Genomic DNA, 18237 nt, shown 5'->3' on the forward strand with positions numbered 1-18237 from the left:
AAGATCCAGATTCAGCGGCGATCGCCGAGCAACTGGCCCAACGCGTGCCGCGCGATGCCCGCCACGAACGGGTTCCGCCGCGCAGATCGGCGTGCACCCACCGGGCAGGCCCGCGCCAGCGCGGCGACGGTGTCCTCCCAGCGAGCGGTCAGTCTCGTGTTCCCGCCCAGCTTCACGATCGCCCACCGCACACTGGCGTCGCCGACGGAGATGTCGTGCCTGCCGCGGTAGGTCGCCCAGGCCTCACCGGAGGTATCGATCCCCCGCAACGCCTGCGGCACACGCGTAGTTCTCGGTGGGTTCCTCTGGTTCCAGCGGTTCCGGCACGGCAACCGGCACGTGCGGCGCAAGTCTCGGCACGACCGCGAAGTCCCGTTCTGCCTGGTCCCTGGCCTCTACGAGGAGCGGGAGCAGGACCGCGTCCCCGTCACTGCGGGAACCGGCAGCGGAGCAGTCCGTCCACAACGGACAAATCAGCCGTCCCAGCCAGGGCAGAGCTGGTCGAGCGTGCGGGTCGCGATGTCCGCCAGGAACCGGTTGGTGTCGCGGTAGTACGGCAGCGCCAGCACGGCGAGGTGCAGCGCCCAGCCGCCCGCCCGCGCCCAGGTGGCGTCGTCGAACTCGCTCAGCTCCCGCCGGAACCGCGCGCGGCCGCGTTCGTCCAGGTAGAGCCAGGCTGTCATGAGGTTGGCCGCCGGGTCGCCGACGCCCGCGCTGCCCCAGTCGATCACGCCGACGAGCTTGCCCTCGCGGAACAGCAGGTTGCCGGCGTGCAGGTCGGAGTGCTGCCAGCGGGCGGGCTCGGACCAGCGCGGGGCGGCGAGTGCGTTCTCCCAGACGGCGGTGAGGCGGGGGCTGCCGCCGAGGGCCTTGATGTTGACGCGAACGGCTTCGTCGTCGTCAGAGGTCATGGGGCGGCCCCGGTTCGGGGTCCACGTCACGCCGGTCGCGTCCATGCCGTGCAGCGACCGGATCACCTCGGCGAGCGCGAGCGGCGTGTCCTCGCTGACGGCCTCGATCGGTGCCAGCTCGCCTTCGATCCAGCGCACCACCGACCACTGGTACGGGTAGTGGTCGTCCGGCAGGCCCAGCGCTACGGGTTCCGGTACCGCGACCGGTACGTGTGGCGCTACCAGCGGGACGATCGCGGCTTCCTTGGCCGCCTCGTTCCAGGCCCACTCCCGCCGGGGCAGCCGCACCGTGAGTTCGTCGCCCAGCCGGTACATCGCGTGGCTGGTGCCGCCGTGCCGCACCTCGCGCAACGGCAACCCGTGCCAGCGCGGGAACTGCGTGCGGATAAGCTCGTCCACCAAGGTCAGGTCGATGGCGATCTCGCCGTCCTGCATCGATCAGCTCCCCAGAGGTCCGGTGCCGCACGATGCAACACCAGTTCCGCCGGGCGGGGCAACCGGTTTACCGACGTCGACGTGCCCACCTGCGCTTGGCAGATGGGCACGTCGGTCGTGCGCGAGGGTCTAGACGAGCGACTCCAGGTACGGCAGGGCGGACTCGACCGGCGGCAGGGCCAGCATCTCCTGGCGGGCGCGCCGGACCTCCTGCCTGATCGCCGACGAACCCAGCACGGCCTGGCAGGTGTCGTGCACCGCGGCGGCGGTGGTCGCGGGGACCGTCAGGCCCAGCCCCAGCTTCTCCAGCTGGTCGGCGTTGAACGGCTGGTCCCCGAACTGCGGCAGCACCGCCATCGGGGTTCCGGCGATCATCGCCTCGCGGATGCTGTTGTAGCCGCCGTGGGTGATGAACAGGTCCGAGCACTGCAGCAGCAGCGGCTGGGCCATCTGGTCCACGACGTGCACGTTGGGTCCGAAGGTGACGCCGTCGGTGGGCAGGCCGCCGGTGGCGAGCACCGCGTAGCAGTCCAGTTCGGACAGTCCGGTCGCCAGGGACTGCAGCAGCACCTTGAACGGGTCGACGTCGGACGGCGGGCCGTACTGGGCGTACTCCCACAGCGCCTTCAGCACGGTGCCCATGGCGGCGACGACGAGCGGCTTGTCGGTGGACAGGTCGGCGATCTCACGGGACAGGACCTCGTCGCGGGCGACGATGGCCGGCTGCCGGTACCGGATCGCGGCGGGCAGGTCGAACGCCGAGAACGCGTACCGCTCCGGCACCGAGTCGAACCGGCCGTAGCGGTACAGCGCGCCGGGGTCGGACTTGGGCGTCAGCCCCAGTTCCTCCCTGCGCTCGTTGAGCGGGCCGACGAGACGCTCGATGTCGATCAGAGGCGTGGTCCCGGACGGCCCCGCGACGTGCGGCAGCCCGAGTTCCTCCGCGACCAGGGTGATGGCGACCTCCGCCGAGTCCCTGACCACGATGTCAGGCTGGAACTCCTTGGCCAGAGCCATGATCAGGCGGTAGGTCGGGGTGATGTGCGGTCCGCCGGCCATCACCAGCATCTCGTCGAACACGGTCATCGGAGGTGGCGGGCGCTCGGGCAGCCCGGACTCCGCGGCCTCGCGGGCCCGTGTCTCCGCGCCGGCCTGGATCACCGCCATGATCGACTCGGACATCTCCGGCAGGACCGCTTCGACGCGCACGGCCTCGTTGGCGTAGACCGGTGCCAGCGAGGGCGGCAGCACGACCAGGACCTCGTGGCCCGCTTCGGCGATGGCGCGCACGAGCGGGAGCATGTCCCGCGCGTGGCCCTGCGATCCGGTGATGCTGGTGAGGACTCGCATTGCGAACCCAGCCTCTCTCGAGAACGGAACGGGATCGTTCACTTCATCGGGAACTTGACCTGCCCGGAAACGATCGGGTTCGCGTAGTTGGTGCTGCTGATCTGCATCTTGCGCATGGCGAGCCCGGTGATGACCTCGAACACCGCTCGCCGGGCGTTCAGCGCCGTGGAGTAGCCGGGGTCGATGTTCGGCGCCACCTCGACGACGTCCATGCCGATCACGTTGGTCTCGTGCGCCAGCCTGCGCAGCGCGGGGAAGAGCTCACGGGTGGTCAGCCCGGCCGGCTCGGGGGTGCCGGTGCCGGGCGCGTGGCTGGGGTCCAGGACATCGATGTCGAGGGACAGGTAGACGTTGGGCACGTGCGAGACGTCGGCGATGAGCTTGTCGATCACCGCGTTCATCCCGATCCGCTCGATCTCGGCCATGAAGTGGGACTTCATGCCCTGCCGCCGCATCCAGTTGAACTGCTTGTCGTCGGGCGCGGAGTGGGCGCGCAGACCGCACTGCACGATGTTCGTGCCGGGGATCTTCTCGTCCTCGATGAGCCGGTAGATCGGCGTCGTGTGGCTGACCGTGTTGCCGTAGACCTCGGCGTGGCAGTCGGGGTGGGCGTCGAAGTGCACGACCGCGACGGAACCGGGTCCGTGCACCTCGTTGAGCGCGGCGACGCTCGGCCACAGCAGCGTGTGGTCGCCGCCGAGCAGGATCGGGGTGGCGCCCACCGAGGCGATCTCCGTGACCATCTCCTTGATGGGCGCCATGGAGTTGGGGTGGCTGAACGGATCCACGGCGGCGTCGCCGTAGTCCACGACTCGCAGCTGCTGGAACGGGTGCACCCTCGTGGAGGCGTGCACCAGGTCCTCGTAGTTGTTGAACAGGTACCGCTCCTCGGAGCGGATGGCGCGCGGGCCGAAGGCGGCGCCGCGGTGACCGACGGACTGGTCGAGCGGAACGCCCATGATCGCGACGTCGACCTCACCGGCGCGCAGGTCCTCCTGCGTCAGGCAGACCGGCACACCCATGAAGGTCGCGAGGCCCGAGTACGCGGGCTGGGCGAAGTTCCGGCGAAGGTCGATCGGTCCTGGTGTCCGTTGCGGGTTGATGGACGGTTGGATCCGGTGCGGCCAGCTCTCGTCGATCACGGTAGTGCCTCAGCTCTTTTTCGCGGGTTTTAGTGCTGTCTTCGGTGTCACGGCGGTCACACGGAAGTTCTTGGTGGTGCAGTGCAGCCGGTGGAAGAGGTTGTCGGCCCCGGTGAACCAGAGTTCGGACACGCCTTCCGCCTGCAGCCCGGTCACGACGTCCGGCCAGTTGATCGGCTGGTCGAACGTGTCGAGCAGCATCGTGCGCATGTCGTCGGCGGAGGTGACGACGGAACCGTCCTGGTCGGCGATGACCGGGATCCGGGGCGCAGCGACCTCGTACCGGGAGAACACCTCGTCCTCCGCCTTGCGGCGCAGGTCCCCGAAGGCCCTCGCGTGCACCGGCGGGCGCATCGAGTACATGGAGTACCCGCCCGCCGAACGGATGCGCTGCTTGAAGTCGTCCAAAAAGGACTCCCGGACGGACACGAAGTAGAAGTCGGAGTCGAGGTAACCGGAGACCTCGTGCCACTCCCCTCGTTCTTCCATGTCCGCGAGGATCTCCATCGTCCGCTCCTTGGGCGCGCGGACGAAGGACTGCGTGATGACGTCGGAGTACTGGGTGGAGAAGAACTCCTCCTCGCACCGGGCGAGCTCCGCCGTCATCCGCACGACGTCGGCGAACGGCAGCGACCCGACGAACGCGGTCGCCGCCTTCTGGCCGAAGCTGGGGCCGACGCACACGTCGGGCGTCAGCCCCATCACGTCGACCGCCCGGTCGGCCAGCGCCACCGAGTTGATCAGGAACGCGATCTGCGTCGCCTCGGAGTACTCGTCGTCGGCGCCGCGGAAGCGTTCCAGCACCGAGTACCCCAACGCCTCGTCGGCGGCGGCCAGCCGCCGGCGGGCGTAGCGGTCGAGCACCATGTACCTGCCGACGTCAGCGAAGCTGGACGGTCCCATGCCAGGAAACACGATGGCGGTGCGACCCTGTTCAGCCTCGGTCGTTGTGTTCTCTTCGTCCTCCACGGTGTTCCCCTCCCTCCCCTGGATGCCCAGTGGTTCTGACAACTCGGTTGTGCTGACGGACATCTGCGGCTCAGACGCTCAGGCGCGCGGCCTCTTCCTCGAGGGTCTCGCCGGACACGCTCTCCAGGCTCTCGCCGGTCACGCCCTCGACGCTCTCCAGCGCGATCTGCTCCATCCGCAGGCGGTCGGGCTTTCCGTTGGCGTTGAGCGGGAAACGGTCGACCACCTGCACGCGGTTGGGCCACTCGTAGGCCGGGAGCACCTTGCAGAGCAGCTCGCGCCAGAACCGCGGCGCGCGGTTCAGCGTGTCCTCCACGAAGAACACCAGCTGGCAGCCGCGACGGCTGTCGGGAACGGAGACGACCTTGGCCGAACAGCCCTTCTCGGCGACCGTGCGCTCGATGATCTCCGGGTAGAGCGTGTACCCCATGCGCGTGACGGCGAACTTCCTGCCGTACACCGACAGGTTGCCGTGCTCGTCCAGGCTGCCGAAGTCGCCGGTCTGGTACCACGTCTCCTTGTGCGGCACGAGCGTGCCGTCCTCGGCGAGGTAGCCCTCCATGACGTCCGGGGTGTAGACGAGCACCTCGCCGATCTCGCCGGGGGGCACCTCGTTGCCGTCGTCGTCGACGACCTTGAGCGCCAGGCCGTCCATGGCCTTGCCGCAGACGAAGGGGTTCTCGATCGTGGCGAACGAGACGTTGCCCATCTCGGTGCTGCCGTAGCTGTCGAGCAACGGCATGCCGAACCTCGCGACGTAGTCCTGGCTCAGCGCGGGGTCGAGCGGGGCCGCGCCGCTGCAGAACATGCGCACCGTGACGAGGTTGAGCCCGGCGTCCTGGCGCTTCTCCACGATGTTGAGCATGCTGCGGTACGTCGACGGGGTGGCGTCCACGACGGTGACCCCGGTCTGGCCGGCCATCACCAGGGAGCGGTCGATCCGGCGGTAGGGCGCTACCACGAGGGAGCAGCGCTCCTGCCACGCGATCAGCACCATGGACAGGCCGTACTGGTGCGAGAACGGCAGCAACGGCATCAGCACGTCACCCTCGCGGTGCCCGACCTGGGCCGCGTTGCGGCGGAGGTTCTCGAGGAACTTGCCGCCGGACTTCACGATCCCCTTGGCGTTGCCCGTCGAGCCGGACGACCACATGAGCAGCCCGTCCGGGCGCTCGGCCCATTCGGTGAAGTCGAGCTTGTCGCGCAACGGGATGCGGCTGGCGGCGGCGACGAGCAGCTCGTAGACGTAGATCTTGCTCTGGTCGTGGACCAGGGGCGCGTCCTCGTCGACGATGCACATCTTGACGCCGGCCTGGTCGGCGATCCGGCGCGTCTGCTCGGCGCGCTGCTGGCTGTCCACCATGACGATGGACGCCCCGGTGTGCATCAGCGCGAGCAGGGTGACGACCCAGCCGGCCGAGTTGCCCGCCTTCAGCATCACCCGGCAGCCGTGGCCGATGCCGTTCTCACCCAGCACGTCGGCCACGCGCAGAGCGTTCTGTTCGATCTCGGAATAGGTCTGCACAGAGTCGGTCGAGAAGAGTTTCGCGGTCATCTGCGTCACTCCTCCTTCCTCTTGCTCGACGGGCTGCGGAGAAGCGTGTGTCGTTCGTGCAGGCGGCACGACACCGCTCAGCAGCAAAAATGTGGTTCTGAAAAACTGCGGTCCTGCGAGCTGAACATCCGCGCCGCCGGAGCCTTATCGAAACAATCGTATTTGTTCACGCTACGACAGGGGAACCCCTACCCAATATAAGGAGACCCCTAAAGAAGACCCCTAGGGCGCCCCAGAATTGCAGCGGGTGCGTCCACCAACCGGTCCAGCAGGAGATCCGTCACGCGATCCTGGTGCGTGCTGAGGTAAAAGTGCCCACCGGGGTACACCTGGAGTTCGAACGCGCTGGCGGTGTGTTCCGACCACGCCCTGGCTTCCTCGATGGTCGCCTTGGGATCGCTGTCGCCGACCAGCACGCTCACCGGGCACGACACCTTCGCACCGGGGTCGCAGCGGTAGGTCTCCACGGCTTTGTAGTCGGACCTGACGACCGGGATGACCAGGCGCAACAGGTCCTCGTTGCCGAGCAGCCTGGAGTCGGTGCCGCTCAACGTCTGCAGCTCCGCGACGATCGCGTTGTCGTCCCGAAGGTGCACCTGGTCGTCGCGGTACCGCGAGGGGGCGCGCCTGCCCGAGGCGAACAGGGCGACCGGGGGCCGTCCCTGCCGCTCCAGCCGGCGCGCCACCTCGAAGGCGACGGTGGCGCCCATGCTGTGCCCGAAGAGCGCGACCGGCCTTTCGTCAGGAGACAGCAGGAGCGCGTCGACGATCAGATCTGCCAATTCTGTGACGGATTCGACGCACGGCTCGTTCCGGCGGTCCTGCCTGCCGGGGTATTGAACCGCCAGCACCTCCACACCGGGCGTCAATGATTCCGACACCGGGTAGTAGAAGCTAGCCGAACCTCCCGCGTGCGGAAGGCAGAGCAACCGGACATTGGCGTCCGGGCTGGGATGAAATCGTCGGATCCACAGGGAGGTGTCCACAGCTGCTGCCGGTAGCATGGCAGATCGTTCCTCTCGCGACGTCACCGGAAGTGCGCATACCTCCAGGCTGAACGCAGGTTGTTTGCAGATTGTTTTCCCGTCACGCGCCACGGATTGCGTTGTTGGTCATCACCGCTGTTCGGACAACCACGAGTGCACGGCCGCCGCGGTGGTGGCCGCGTGCTCGCCCATCATCGAGAAGTGCGTGCCGGGGGTGTCCAGTGCGGTGTGCTCGAAGTCCCAGGCCGACTTCCAGTCGCTGCCGGGCTCGGTGCCGGGCAGCGGTTCCGTCGCCCTCACGAGCAGCGTCGGAGTGCTGATGGCCGTCGGCGTCCAGCCCGCGTAGATGCGGCAGTACGCACCCATGGCGGTCAGTCGCTGGTCGTCGAGCACCTCGGCCTCGCCCGGTGCGGGGATTCCTCCTTCCGAGTCGCCGTCCTCCGGTGCGCCGCCGACGAACTCGGGGTGCACGCGGGACAGGGACTCGCGGTCGTGCCGGAAGATGTCCATCAGCACGAGAGCCGCGGCGGGCTTGCCGATGCTCTCCAGGTGCGCGGCCACGCCGTGCGCCAGCGTGCCGCCCGAGGAGTGGCCGACGAGCACGAACGGCTCGCCCTCCGCCTGCTCGAGCACCGCCTGGGCCTGCGCCCGGACGATGGCGTCGATGGACGCGGGCACCAGCTCCCCCGCGAGGAAACCGGGGGTCGAGACCACCGAGACGTCCCGCTCGTCGCGCAACGCGTGCGCGAACCGCGCGTAGACCTGGGGTCCGGAGTTGGCGAGGATCGGCGGGAAGCAGATCAGGCCGGGCTTGCCCTCGCCCTTCGCCATCTTGATGCGGTGCAACGGCTCCGGCAGGTCCTCCGGGCCGGTGAACGACGGCCGGAACGCCGACATCGCCATCAGCAGGCCCATGAAGTCCTCGCCGCGCCCGGTCTCGCTCGCCTGCCGGGACAGCAGGCCGAGCGTGCCGGCCGTGGCCGTGGCGGCCTTGGCCTCCGGCACCTCGATCTCACGGCCGAGGTGCTCGGCGACCAGCGCGGGCGTCGGGTGGTCGAACAGCAGGGTCGGCGGCAGCCGCAGCCCGGTGACCTCGTTCAGCACGTTGCGCAGCTCGACCGAGGTGAGCGAGTCGAAGCCCAGCTCCAGGAACTGCTGGTCCGGCTCGACCCGCTTCGTGCCGTAGCCCAGCACGGCGGCGGTGTGCGTCAGGACGGTGTCCAGCAACGCCGTCGCGCGGTCCTCAGTGGACAGACTGCGCAGGTCCAGCTTGGCGGTGACGGACGCGGCACGCCTCGTCGTGGTGCGGACCAGGCCGCGCAGCAGGGCGGGCAGTCCCGCGCCCGCGCCGCGCAGACCGGCGGTGTCGAGCTTCATCGGCACCACGACCGGCTGCGCGCCGCGGACGGCGCGGTCGAACAGCGCGAGTCCCTCCGCCGCGCCGAGTGCCGCGACACCGGCACGTCCCAGCCTGGCCTGGTCGGCGGTCATGCCACCGAGGTCGTCCCACAGGCCCCAGGCCAGCGACAGTCCTGCCTGGCCGCGCGCCCGGCGTTGCTGGGCGACGGCGTCCAGGTAGGCGTTGGCAGCGGCGTAGTTGCCCTGGCCGGGCGTGCCGAACGTGCCCGCGGCCGAGGAGAACACCACGAACGCGTCCAGGTCGCCCGCGAGCTCGTGCAGGTTGCGCACGGCGTCGACCTTCGGCCGCAGGACCTGGTCGACCTGGTCGGCGGTCATCGAACCGATGGTGGCGTCGGCCAGCACACCGGCGGTGTGCACGACGGCGCGCACCGGGTGGGCGGCGAGCAGCGCGGCGACCGCGGCACGGTCGGCCACGTCGCAGGCCACGAGCTCGACGCCGGCGCCGAGCTCGGTCAGCTCGGCCCGCAGCTCTTCCGCTCCGGGTGCGTCCTGGCCGCGCCTGCTGGCCAGCACCAGGTTCCGCACGCCGTGCTCGGTGACGAGGTGGCGGGCGAACAACGCGCCGAGGCCACCGGAGGCACCGGTGATCAGCACGGGTCCGGTGCCGATGCCCGCTTCGCTGTCCACTTCGGACACCGTGCGGGTGAGCCGCGGCGCGAAGGCCTGGCCGTCGCGGACCGCGATGTCGGGCTCGTCGGCGCTGAGCACGAGCTCCGCGCCCTCGGCCAGGTCCACCAGCACGAACCGGCCGGGGTACTCGGCCTGGGCGGACTTGACCAGCCCGCGCACGGCGGCGCCCGCCAGGTCGGTCACGTCGTCGCCGGGCCGGACCGCGACCGCGCCGCGCGTCACGAACGCCACCAGGGCGTCGGAGTCGGCGTGCTCCCGCACCTTCGCGAGCGCGGTGTGCACGGCTTCCGACACCGTGCCGGCGATCTCGACCACCTCGACGTCGGCGGTCCCGGACGGAACCGGCACCCACTCGACGTGGAACAGCGAGTCGGTGGCGACCGGGGCGAGTGCCAACGGGCGCAGCACCAGCGAGTCGATGGACGCGACCGGCGCACCGGTCGTGTCGGCGACCAGCAGCGACACCGCATCCGTGCCCGCACCGGCCATCCGGACCCGCAGCTCCCGCGCGCCGACGGCGTGCAGGCGGACCCCGCTGAACGAGAAAGGCAGCCGCGTGCCGTCGACGAAGTCGCCGATCCTGATGGCGTGCAGGGCGGCGTCGAGCAACGCGGGGTGCAGGCCGAACGCGGTGGTGTCGGCGTCCAGCGCGACCTCCGCGAAGACCTCGTCACCGCGGCGCCAGGCGGCCTTCAGGCCCTGGAACGCCGGGCCGTACTCGAGGCCCAGTGCGGCGAAGTCGTCGTAGAGCCCGTCCACCTCGACCTGCTCGGCTCCGGCGGGCGGCCACGCCGCGAGGTCGTCTCCGGCCTCGTCGGCCGCCTTGGCCAGCGCACCGGTCGCGTGCCGGGTCCACGGGCCGTCCTCGGCGATCCGCGAGTAGACGGACACCGTGCGACGGCCGGCGTCTTCCTCTCCGACCATGACCCGCAACGCCACCCCGGCGTGCCCGGAGAGGACCAGCGGCGCTTCGAGGGTCAGCTCCTCCAGCACGTCACCGGCACCGGCCTGGAGCGCCATCTCGACGAAGGCGGTCCCGGGCAGCAGCACCACACCGTTGACGGCGTGGCCGGCGAGCCAGGGGTGGGTGTGCAGCGAGATCCGGCCGCTGAACACGAGCGCGCCCGACTCCGGCAGCGAGACCTCGGCGCCGAGCAGCGGGTGGTTGCCCGCGCCCAGGCCGAGCCCGGCCGCGGTGCCGTCGTCGGCGCCCGCCGGGGCCTCCAGCCAGTACCGCTCGCGCTGGAACGCGTACGTCGGCAGGTCGACGACGCTCGCACCGGCGAAGAACGTCGACCAGTCGATCTTGACGCCACGGGTGTGCAGCGCCGCGACCGCGGTGGTGATGCCGAGGACCTCGGAGCGGTCCTTGCGCAGGGCCGGGATGACGGGTGCGTCGGCCATCGCGGCCAGCACGCCGTCCGGGCCCAGCTCCAGGAACGTCCGCACGCCCTCGTCGGTGAGGGTCTGCATCGCGTCCGCGAAGCGAACCGTGCCGCGCACGTGCCGCACCCAGTACTCGGGGTCGGTGACGTCGCCCAGCATCGCGATCTGTGGCTCGTTGAACGTCAGTTCCGCGACCACGGCCCGGAAGTCGTCCAGCATCGGGTCCATCAACGGCGAGTGGAACGCGTGCGAGACGCTGAGGCGCTTGGACTTGCGGTCCGCGAACTGCGCCACGACCTGCTCGACAGCGGTCTCGTCACCCGCGACCACAACGGCGTTGGGCCCGTTGATCGCGGCCAGGGAGACCACATCGGACAGAAGGGGCGTGACCTCGTCCTCGGTGGCCTGCAGGGCGATCATCGCGCCACCCTCGGGCAGCGCCTGCATGAGGCGAGCCCGAGCGCTGACCAACGTGGCCGCGTCCTCCAGCGAGAGCACGCCGGAGACGTGAGCGGCCGCGATCTCGCCGATCGAGTGCCCGGCGAGGAAGTCCGGGCGGATGCCCCACGACTCGACCAGGCGGTACAGAGCGACTTCCAGGGCGAAGATCGCGGGCTGGGTGAACTCCGTGCGGTCCAGTTCCTCGTCCCGCACGTCGACCAGCGCGGCAACCTCGTCAAACGCCTTGGCATAAGCCGGGAACGCCTCGTACAGCTCACGGCCCATGCCGGAACGCTGGCTGCCCTGACCGGTGAACAGGAACGCCAGGCGGCCACCGGCCGGGGTCGCGATCGCCGGGTTCTCCAGCGCTGCCAGCAGTTCGTCGCGGTCACCCGCGACGACGGCGGTGCGGTGGTCGAGCAACGACCGGGTCGTGGCGAGCGAGAAGGCCACGCCGGCCGGGTCGGCGTCGGGGTGGGCGGTCAGGTGGTCGCGCAGCTTGCCGGCCTGGGCGGCGAGCGCCTCGGGGGTCTTGCCGGACAGCACGAACGGCAGTGTCGTCCACTCCCCCGGCTCCTCAGCCGTCTCGGGGGCCTGCTCCAGCACGACGTGCGCGTTGGTGCCGCTGATGCCGAACGACGACACCGCCGAGCGGCGGGTGCGGCCGGTCTCCGGCCACGGGGTCGTCTCCGTCACGAGCGTGACGGCGCCGGACGTCCAGTCGATGTGCGGGGACGGCGCGTCGACGTGCAGCGTCTTCGGCAGGACGCCGTGCCGCATCGCCATGACCATCTTGATGACGCCCGCGACACCGGCGGCGGCCTGGGTGTGGCCGAGGTTGGACTTGACCGCGCCCAGCAGCACCGGCGTGGACCGGTTCTGGCCGTAGGTCTCCAGGATCGCCTGGGCCTCGATCGGGTCGCCCAGCTTGGTGCCGGTGCCGTGCGCCTCGACCGCGTCGACGTCCGAAGTGGACAGACCGGCGTTGGCCAGCGCCTGGCGGATCACCCGCTGCTGCGAGGGACCGTTGGGCGCGGTGAGGCCGTTGGAGGCGCCATCCTGGTTGACCGCCGTGCCCTTGAGGACGGCGAGCACCGGGTGGCCGTTGCGGCGGGCGTCGGAGAGCCGTTCGACGACGAGCATGCCCGCGCCCTCGCCCCAGCTCGACCCGTCCGCGGCGGCCGCGAACGGCTTGCAGCGCGAGTCGGGGGCCATGGCGCCCTGGGTGCTGAACTCGACGAACACGCCGGGCGTGGCCATCACCGTGACGCCGCCGGCCAGGGCCAGGTCGCACTCGCCGCTGCGCAGGGCCTGCGCGGCGAGGTGCAGCGCGACCAGCGAGGACGAGCACGCGGTGTCGACGGTGACCGCCGGGCCTTCGAGCCCGAGGGTGTAGGCGATGCGGCCGGAGGCGACGCTGCCAGCGGTGCCGGTGCCGAAGTAGCCGCCGACCTCCTCCGGCAGCGAGGTGAGCCGGGTGCCGTAGTCGTGGTACATCATGCCGGCGAACACGCCGGTCTGGCTGCCGCGCAACGACGACGGGTCGATGCCGGCCCGTTCGACGGCCTCCCACGAGGTCTCCATCAGCAGGCGCTGCTGGGGGTCCATGGCGAGGGCTTCGCGCGGGTTGATGCCGAAGAACGCCGGGTCGAACTCGCTGGCGTCGTAGATGAACCCGCCCTCGGCGGCGTTCGAGGCCTCGGTCAGGTAGTCGATGTTCCAGCCGCGGTCCGGCGGGAACCCGCCGATCGCGTCACCGCCGCCCGCGAGCAGCGCCCACAGGTCCTCCGGCGTCTTGACGCCGCCGGGGAACCGGCAGGCCATCGCGACGATGGCGATCTGGTCATCGTCCGCTCCGGAGGTCGCCGCCCTGATGACGGCCGCGCCACCGCCCGCGCCGACGATCTTGTCGCGCAGGTGCTCGGCGAGCACGTCCGAGGTCGGGTAGTCGAAGACCAGGGTGGCGGGCAGCTTGAGGCCGGTGGCGGCGTTGATCCGGTTGCGCAGCTCGACGGCCGTCAGCGAGTCGAAACCCAGTTCCCGGAACGCCTTCGACGAGTCGACGGACTCGGTGGAGGAGAAGCCGAGCACCGCCGAGACGTGCGTGCCAATCAGCGTGATGAGCGTCCGGAGCTGCTCGTTGTGCGGCAACGCGGACAGCTGCTGGGCCAGCGACGACGCGGCGGCCTGGTCGGCGGCCGACGCGGTGCGCCTGCCCGGCGCACGGGTGAAGCCGCGCAGCAGCGGCGGCACCGAGGCACCCGCGCCGCGCAGCCCGGCGGTGTCCAGGTGCATCGGCACGAGGACCGGTTCGGTGGCGGCGAGGGTGGCGTCGAACAGCGCCAGACCCTCGGCAGAGGACAGACCGGCGCCCACGCGGCCGCGGTCGGTGTCGGCCATCTCGCCGGTCATCTCGCTGGCCTGCTCCCACAGGCCCCAGGCCAGGGACAGCGCGGGCAGCCCTGCGGCCCTGCGCTGCACGGCGAACGCGTCCAGGAAGGCGTTGGCGGCGGCGTAGTTGGCCTGGCCCGCGTTGCCGAACGTGCCGGCCGCGGAGGAGAACAGCACGAACGCGTCCAGCTCGCCGGTCAGCTCGTGCAGGTTCAGCACCGCGTCGACCTTGGGCCGCAGCACGAGGTCCAGGCGCTCGGGCGTGAGCGAGGACAACACGCCGTCGTCGAGGACACCGGCGGTGTGCACGACGGCGGTCACCGGGTGCTCGGCCAGCAACGCGGCCAGCGCGTCGCGGTCGGCGGCGTCGCAGGCAGCGATCGTGACCGCGGCGCCGAGCGCGGCGAGTTCGTCGCGCAGGTCGGCGGCGCCGGGGGCGTCGAGGCCGCGCCTGCTGGTCAGCACCAGGTCGCGCACGCCGTGCACGGTGACGAGGTGACGGGCCAGCAGCGCGCCCAGCACGCCGGTGGCGCCGGTGACCAGCACCCTGCCGTCGTCGCGGAACGCGGGTGCGTCCGAAGTGGACACCGCGGCGCGGGTCAGCCTGGGGACGCGGACGACGCCGTCGCGGATCGCGAGCTCGGGTTCGCCGGTGGCCACGGCGGCGGCCAGCACGGCGGCCGACGCGGGGGTGTCGTCGGTGTCGACCAGGACGAAGCGGTCGGGGTTCTCGGTCTGGGCGGAGCGGATCAGGCCCCAGACCGCGGCACCGGCGAGGTCGGTGATCTCGCCGGCCGGGACGGCGCCGGAGGTGAGGAAGACGAGGCGGGACTCGGTGTTGAGGGAGGACTGCGCGCGCTCCAGGGCGGAGTCCACGGCCGCGCGGACGTTGTCGGCGTTCTGTGCGGAGGCTCCGAGCGTGACCACCTCGACGTCCGGCACGTCGGTGAGCCGGGTCTGGTCGGCCTCGACCGGCAGCACCTGCCAGTCGAGGCGGAACAGCGACCTGCCCGTCCCGGTGGCGGACTGCTGCTGCGAGATGGGCCGCAGCACCAGTTCGTCGGCCGAGGCGACCGGCTGACCGGTCTCGTCGGCGACGGTGACGGACACGGAACCCGTGCCCACGGCGGCGATCCGCACCCGGAGCGCGGCGGCACCGGCGGCGTCCAACCTCACGCCGGTCCAGGAGAACGGCAACCACGGCGTGGTGGTGACGTCCAGGAAGCTACCGAGGCCCACGGCGTGCAGCGCGGCGTCGAGCAGCGCGGGGTGCAGGCCGAAGCCGGCCACCTTCACGCTGTCGGGCAGTGCGACCTCGGCGAACACCTCGTCGCCGCTGCGCCACGCGGCACGCAGGCCGCGGAACGCCGGGCCGTAGCCCAGGCCGATGGCGGCGAGTCCGTCGTACAGCCCGGAGGTGTCGACGGGCTCCGCTCCCGGCGGCGGCCACGCGGTCAGGTCCGCGGCGGTGGCACCGCCGTCGGCGACCAGGGTGCCGGTGGCGTGCCGGGTCCACGGTTCGTCGTCGTCCGCGTGCTCGACGCGGGAGAACACCGAGACGGCGCGCACGCCGGTCTCGTCGGCCTCGTCGAGCGCCACGCGGATCACGACGGCCTCGTGCTCGCCCAGCACCAGCGGCGCTTCCAGGGTGAGCTCGTCCAGCACGCCGCAGCCGACCTGGTCGCCCGCGCGGATGGCGAGCTCCACGAACGCGGTGCCGGGCAGCAGGACCACGTCGTTGACGCGGTGGTCGGTGAGCCACGGGTGGGTGCGCTGGGAGAGCCTGCCGGTGAACAGGTAGCCGCCGGAGTCCGGCAGCGTGACGGCGGCGCCGAGCAGCGCGTGGTCGGTGACGGCGAGGCCGACCGTGGACACGTCGCCGTAGCCGGAACCGCCGGTGTCGAGCCAGAACGACTGGCGCTGGAACGCGTAGGTGGGCAGCTCGACCGCGCGGGCGCCGTGGCCGGCGAACACCGCCTCCCAGTCGAGCGGCAGGCCGCGGACGTGGGCCTGGGCCAGCGAGGTCAGCAGCCGGGGCAGGCCGCCCTCGTCGCGGCGCAGCGAGCCGAGCACGACGGCCTCGGTGCCGGTCTCGTCGACGATGTCCTGCACGGACATGGTGAGCACCGGGTGCGGGCTCATCTCCAGGAAGAACCGGTGGCCCTTCTCGACCAGCAGCCGCACGCCCTGCTCGAACTCGACCGTCTCGCGCAGGTTCGTGTACCAGTACTCGGCGTCGAGCTTGGTGCCGTCGACCGGCAGGCCGGTGACCGTGGAGTAGAACGGGATCTCGGCCGCGACGGGCTTGACCGGGGCGAGGAGCTTCGCCAGCTCGTCGCGGATGATCTCGACGTGCGCGGAGTGCGAGGCGTAGTCCACCGCGATGCGGCGGGCGCGGACCTCGTCGGCCTCGCACGAGGCCAGCAGCTCTTCCAGCGCGTCGTTGTCGCCGGAGACCACGGTGGCGCGCGGGCCGTTGACCGTGGCGACGGAGAGCTTGCCCTCCCAGCGGGTCAGGCGTTCGCGGACCGCCGCGACCGGCAGCGCGACCGACACCATGCCGCCGAGGCCGGACAACGCGCCGAGTGCCTGGCTGCGCAACGCGACCACGCGCGCCGCGTCGTCCAGCGAGAGCGCTCCCGCGACGCACGCGGCGGCGATCTCGCCCTGCGAGCTGCCGACGACGGCGGCGGGCGTGACGCCCAGCGAACGCCAGACCTGGGCCAGCGACACCATCACGGCCCACAGCGCGGGCTGCACGACGTCGACGCGGTCGAAGCCCGGCGCGCCGGGAGCCTCGCGCAGCACGCCGATCAGCGACCAGTCCACGTAGGACGACAGAGCCTGCTCGCACTCGGTCATCCGGGTGCGGAACACCTCGTTGGTGTCCAACAGGTCCAGGGCCATGCCGACCCACTGCGAGCCCTGGCCGGGGAACACGAACGCGACCTTGCCGCGGACGTCGGCGACGCCCTCGACGACGTCGGCCGTGACCTCGGAGCCGATCAGCGCGTCCAGCGCGAAGTCGGCCTTGCCGGTGCCGAGCAGCACCGCGCGGTGCGGGAAGCGGGAGCGGGTGGTGGCGAGCGAGTAGCCGATGTCGGCGGCGGACGCGTCCGCGGTGGTCAGGTACTCGCGCAGCTGCTCGGCCTGGGCCCGCAGCGCGGTCTCGCCGTGGGCGGACAGCACCCAGGGCAGCACCTGCTCGACGCCGGTGGGCTGGGAGTCCACTTCGGACTCCGGCGCCTGCTCGATGATCGTGTGGGCGTTGGTGCCGCTGAACCCGAACGACGACACGGCGGCACGGCGCGGTTCGCCGGTCTCCGGCCAGGCGCGCTGCTCGGTCAGCAGCTCGACCGCGCCCACCGACCAGTCGATGTGCGGGGACGGCTCGTCCACGTGCAGGGTCTTCGGCATCACGCCGTGGCGGATGGCCATGACCATCTTGATGATGCCCGCGACGCCGGCGGCGGCCTGGGTGTGGCCGAAGTTCGACTTGATCGACCCGAGCCGCAGCGGTTCCGCGCGGTCCTGGCCGTAGGTGCCGAGCAGCGCCTGGGCCTCGATCGGGTCGCCGAGCCTGGTGCCGGTGCCGTGCGCCTCCACCAGGTCCACCTGGCGGGTCGACAGACCGGCGTCCGCGAGCGCCTGGGTGATGACGCGGCGCTGCGAGGCGCCGTTGGGCGCGGTGAGGCCGTTGGAGGCGCCGTCCTGGTTGATCGCGCTGCCGCGGATGACCGCGAGCACGTTGTGGCCCAGGCGTTGCGCGTCGGACAGCCGCTCCACCAGGAGCATGCCGACGCCCTCGCCCCAGCCGGTGCCGTCGGCCGACGCCGCGAACGCCTTGCAGCGGCCGTCGGACGCGAGCCCCTTCTGGCGGGAGAACTCGAGGAACGTGCCGGGCGTGGCCATCACCGTGACGCCACCGGCGAGCGCGAGCGTGCACTCGCCCTTGCGCAGCGCCTGGATCGCCCAGTGCAGCGCGACGAGCGACGACGAGCACGCCGTGTCGATCGTGACGGCGGGGCCCTCCAGGCCGAGCGTGTACGCGACCCGGCCGGAGACGACGCTGCCGGACGTGCCGGTGCTCAGGTAGCCGCCGACCTCCTCCGGCACCTCGGTCAGCCCGGTCGCGTAGTCGTGGTACATCACGCCGGCGTAGACGCCCGTCTTGGTGCCCTTGACCGCGGCCGGGTCGATGCCCGCGCGTTCGAAGGCCTCCCACGACGCCTCCAGCAGCAGCCGCTGCTGCGGGTCCATCGCCAGCGCCTCACGGGGAGAGATCCCGAAGAACGCCGGGTCGAACTCGCTGGCGTCGTAGAGGAACCCGCCCTTCGCGACGTAGCTCTGGCCGGTCGCCTCGGGGTCGTCGCCGAACAGGCCGTCGATGTCCCAGCCGCGGTCGGTCGGCAGCGGCGCGATCGCGTCGCGCTCGCCGGCGACCAGGTCCCACAGGTCCTCCGGGCTGCTGATCCCGCCGGGGTAGCGGCAGGCCATGCCGACTATGGCGATGGGCTCCCGGTCCGCGTCCTCGACCTCCTTGAGGCGGCGCTTGACCTGGCGCAGGTCCGCTGTGGCGCGCTTGAGGTAGTCGCGGAGCTTTTCCTCGTTGTCCATCG

The 18237-nt window shown here is 71.2% G+C and carries 8 protein-coding genes; all 8 read right to left on the bottom strand.

From position 1 onward, the window contains the following. Positions 1–11: 11 nt before the first annotated feature. The 8 genes from ACQEU1_RS09355 to ACQEU1_RS09390 all read right to left on the bottom strand — a co-directional run bounded on the left by ACQEU1_RS09355 (position 12) and on the right by ACQEU1_RS09390 (position 18235). Positions 12–281 carry a hypothetical protein gene (locus ACQEU1_RS09355; protein ID WP_433198358.1) on the bottom strand — a complete coding sequence of 90 codons (270 nt, stop codon included), beginning with the start codon at positions 279–281 and terminating at the stop codon, positions 12–14. A 192-nt stretch (positions 282–473) separates the two neighbouring features. Next, positions 474–1346, bottom strand: a complete 873-nt coding sequence (locus ACQEU1_RS09360; RefSeq protein ID WP_433198360.1) for an aminoglycoside phosphotransferase family protein — start codon at positions 1344–1346, stop codon at positions 474–476. 129 nt (positions 1347–1475) lie between these two features. After that, entirely contained in the window at positions 1476–2696 is a 1221-nt protein-coding gene (locus ACQEU1_RS09365) for a glycosyltransferase (RefSeq protein ID WP_433198362.1), read from the bottom strand. Between the two features lie 38 nt (positions 2697–2734). Continuing rightward, the gene (locus tag ACQEU1_RS09370) at positions 2735–3838 is read right to left on the bottom strand and encodes an agmatinase family protein (protein WP_433198364.1); all 1104 of its coding nucleotides are present in this window, start codon (positions 3836–3838) and stop codon (positions 2735–2737) included. A 9-nt stretch (positions 3839–3847) separates the two neighbouring features. Next, positions 3848–4741: an ACP S-malonyltransferase gene (locus ACQEU1_RS09375; RefSeq protein ID WP_433198366.1), complete on the bottom strand. Its 894-nt coding sequence runs from the start codon at positions 4739–4741 to the stop codon at positions 3848–3850. A 136-nt stretch (positions 4742–4877) separates the two neighbouring features. Beyond that, complete coding sequence (locus ACQEU1_RS09380) at positions 4878–6362, bottom strand: class I adenylate-forming enzyme family protein (protein ID WP_433198368.1); 1485 nt, start codon at positions 6360–6362, stop codon at positions 4878–4880. A 209-nt stretch (positions 6363–6571) separates the two neighbouring features. Then, on the bottom strand, positions 6572–7366 hold the full coding sequence (locus ACQEU1_RS09385; protein WP_433198370.1) for a thioesterase II family protein: 795 nt from the start codon (positions 7364–7366) through the stop codon (positions 6572–6574). Positions 7367–7477: 111 nt separating this feature from the next. Continuing rightward, complete coding sequence (locus ACQEU1_RS09390) at positions 7478–18235, bottom strand: SDR family NAD(P)-dependent oxidoreductase (protein WP_433198372.1); 10758 nt, start codon at positions 18233–18235, stop codon at positions 7478–7480. Positions 18236–18237: the final 2 nt, after the last annotated feature.

The sequence above is a fragment of the Lentzea sp. CA-135723 genome (assembly GCF_050936595.1).
In the GTDB taxonomy this organism is placed as follows: Bacteria; Actinomycetota; Actinomycetes; order Mycobacteriales; family Pseudonocardiaceae; genus Lentzea.

Bases quoted from the DNA above. Each gene is read 5' to 3' on its own strand.
- ACQEU1_RS09360 (WP_433198360.1), bottom strand. From the start codon at position 1,346: ATGCAGGACGGCGAGATCGCCATCGACCTGACCTTGGTGGACGAGCTT.
- ACQEU1_RS09365 (WP_433198362.1), bottom strand. From the start codon at position 2,696: ATGCGAGTCCTCACCAGCATCACCGGATCGCAGGGCCACGCGCGGGAC.
- ACQEU1_RS09375 (WP_433198366.1), bottom strand. From the start codon at position 4,741: ATGGGACCGTCCAGCTTCGCTGACGTCGGCAGGTACATGGTGCTCGAC.
- ACQEU1_RS09380 (WP_433198368.1), bottom strand. From the start codon at position 6,362: ATGACCGCGAAACTCTTCTCGACCGACTCTGTGCAGACCTATTCCGAG.
- ACQEU1_RS09385 (WP_433198370.1), bottom strand. From the start codon at position 7,366: ATGCTACCGGCAGCAGCTGTGGACACCTCCCTGTGGATCCGACGATTT.
- ACQEU1_RS09390 (WP_433198372.1), bottom strand. From the start codon at position 18,235: ATGGACAACGAGGAAAAGCTCCGCGACTACCTCAAGCGCGCCACAGCG.